This is a genomic window from Monashia sp. HAY1-2A, from assembly GCF_056755315.1.
Genome location: NZ_JBNDHY010000268.1, coordinates 1 through 2,516, shown reverse-complemented (window position 1 = coordinate 2,516; position 2,516 = coordinate 1). Strand labels below are relative to the sequence as shown.

General features: G+C 74.8%; 2 protein-coding genes and 1 pseudogene. All 3 read right to left on the bottom strand.

The window, feature by feature from the left end; genetic code table 11:
• Positions 1 to 448: 448 nt before the first annotated feature.
• Positions 449 to 1,201 (bottom strand): glycosyltransferase family 2 protein, encoded by a 753-nt coding sequence (locus ACPYOM_RS21615; protein WP_481347531.1) that lies wholly within the window; start codon positions 1,199 to 1,201, stop codon positions 449 to 451.
• A 13-nt stretch (positions 1,202 to 1,214) separates the two neighbouring features.
• Positions 1,215 to 2,102 (bottom strand): DUF5926 family protein, encoded by an 888-nt coding sequence (locus tag ACPYOM_RS21610; RefSeq protein WP_481343948.1) that lies wholly within the window; start codon positions 2,100 to 2,102, stop codon positions 1,215 to 1,217.
• A 31-nt stretch (positions 2,103 to 2,133) separates the two neighbouring features.
• Positions 2,134 to 2,516: pseudogene (locus ACPYOM_RS21605) on the bottom strand (LLM class flavin-dependent oxidoreductase); the annotation flags it as partial.

Sequence of the window (2,516 nt, the reverse complement as noted above, 5' to 3'; positions counted from 1 at the left end):
CCCCCCCCCCCCCCCCCCCCCCCCCCCCCCCCCCCCCCCCCCCCCCCCCCCCCCCCCCCCCCCCCCCCCCAAACAACAACCCCCCCCCCCAGATTACTACGCGTCTCGTGGGCTCGGAGATGTGTATAAGAGACAGCCCGAACACCCTCCCCCAGCTGCACTCGCGGACCGAACGGTTCGTTCGGTGCCGAACCAACCGGTGTACCGACGCGTTCGAGCCTCACCGACACCTTCGGCACCGAACGAACCGTTCGGTGCCGAACGAGCCGGTGTACCGACGCGTTCGAGCCTCACCGACACGTTCGGGACCGAACGGTTCGTTCGGTACCGAACGAGCCGGTGTACCGACGCGTTCGAGCCTCACCGACGCGTTCGGGACCGAACGGTTCGTTCGGTCCCGGGGCGGGTCGGCGGGTCGGCGAGTGGGCCCAGTCGGCGGGTCGGGGGGTCAGCCGGGGCCGAGGCGACGCCGCAGCCGCCGGACGCCGAGTGCGAGTGCGACGTCGCGGTACTGGGCCGCCCGATGCACCTGGGCGCGCCAGTCGGTGCCCGTGACCCGGTGGTAGAGCTCGCACGGCACCTCGACGACGGTCAGCCCTGCGTCGATGACGTCGACCGTCATGCCCACCTCGACGCCCCAGCCCCGGGCGAACGGCGTGGCGGCCTCGACGGCGGCCGGTGAGAGGCACCGCATCCCGGACAACGGCTGCGTCGGGGCCCAGCCGGTCAGCTCCTCGATGCCCCGGCGGGCCAGGCCGACGACGAGGCCGTGCCCGCCGCCGGACTGCTGCTGCTCGGGCAGGGTCGCGATGGTGAGGTCTGCCTCGCCGCGGGCGACCGGCTCCACGAGGGCGCCGACGGCCTGCGCGGACGCCTCGAGGTCGGCGTCGACGAAGAGGACCGACGCCGCAGGGTCGACGCGGCCGACGCGGCGCATCCCGGCCAGGCGGCCGAGCCCGCTCATCATGGCGTCGGCCTTGCCGTGGTTGCGCACGAGCCTGACGACCTCGGCGCCCTCCTGCGCGGCGAGGACGGCGGTGCGGTCGGTCGAGCCGTCGTCGACGACGATGACCGCCACGACGCCGGGGATGGTGCGCACGCCGCGGATGGTCTCGGCGATCCGGTCCGACTCGTCGCGGGCCGGGATGATGACGACGACGGGCGGCTCGGAGCCCGGGGACGCAGGTCGCTGCGCGGTCACCGTCGGGGGCCGCTCAGCGGAGGGTGACCTGACGGTTCGTCAGACCGGCCTTCGCGCCCCGCTCGTCGGCGGTGAGCGGGTCGGTCGAGGCCGCCGCGGCCTCGAGGCGCTCCTTCATCGCGGCGACGGCGTCCTCGAACGAGGCGGGGGCGGCCGAGGGGTCGACCTCCCACACCGGGATGAGCAGGCCACTGGAGCGGAAGCAGCCGAGCAGGCGACCCTCGCCACCGAGGGCGCTGTCGCCGGCGGCGTGCAGCCGAGCGAGGGCGGTGGTGGCGGTGTCCTCGTCGAAGGGCAGCACCCAGCGGACGTACGTGCGCTCCCCGATGCGGCACCAGTAGCACGACGGCGCCGAGGTCAGCTTGACCGTCGGGATGGCCGACTCGTTGGCCCGCTGGAGCGACTCCTGGCCGTCCGCGTCGAGCTCGGCCTCGGCGACCCAGAAGTCGAAGCCCTCGTGGACGTCGATCTCGAAGGGGGCCTCGAGGTCGAGGAGGTCCTGCAGGCGGACCGTGTCGACGGTCGAGACGGGCAGCGTCTGCACCGGCGTGCCGGCCTCGGCGGCGACGGCCAGGCCGATCGCCTGGGCGATGTCGCGGCTCGTGTCACCGCTGGCGTTGCCGGACTGGATGCCGACGAGCACCTCACCGTTCTCTCGGTGCAGGCCCGGCCAGGCGAGCGGCAGCACCGTGGCGATGGTGACCTCGTCGGGCGCGCCCTCGGGGGCCCTGCCCTTCGCGAACCGAACCGTGGCCGTGGCGGCCGGGACGATCTCGCGCATCGCGACCCAGTCGGTCTCGCCGGGAAGGCCCTCGAAGGGCCGGGCGACGAACGGCGCCGGAGCGGGACGAGTGGTGCGGTCGGCGCGGACCCCGCGCGGACGACGAGATGCCTTACCCATGCGCGCCACCTTAGTGGGCCCGTGCGGCGCCTCACGCCAGCGCGGTCGCGAGGGGTCCGAGCGCCAGGACGTCGTCCGGTGTCGTCAGGTCCAGCGGCGCGAGGAACACCGTCGTCACGCCGTGGTCCGCGAGCCGGGCGAGGCGCTCCCGGTGCTGGGCGGGCGTACCGGCGTGGTGTCGTTCGGCGAAGACCGCGGCGGCGGTGCGGCCACGATGCCGTTCGACGGCCGACCACACGGCGACGCGGTCCGCGCCGACGAGCGGTAGGTCCAGGACCGTGGCGAGGGCGGCGTCGCGGTCGCGGCCGGCCTCCTCCACGAGCTGCAGGTAGCGAGCGACCCTGGCCAGGCCGGCGGCCTCGGAGGGGACGTTGCACCCGTCGCCGAGCCGGGCCGCGACGTGCAGGGTCCGGT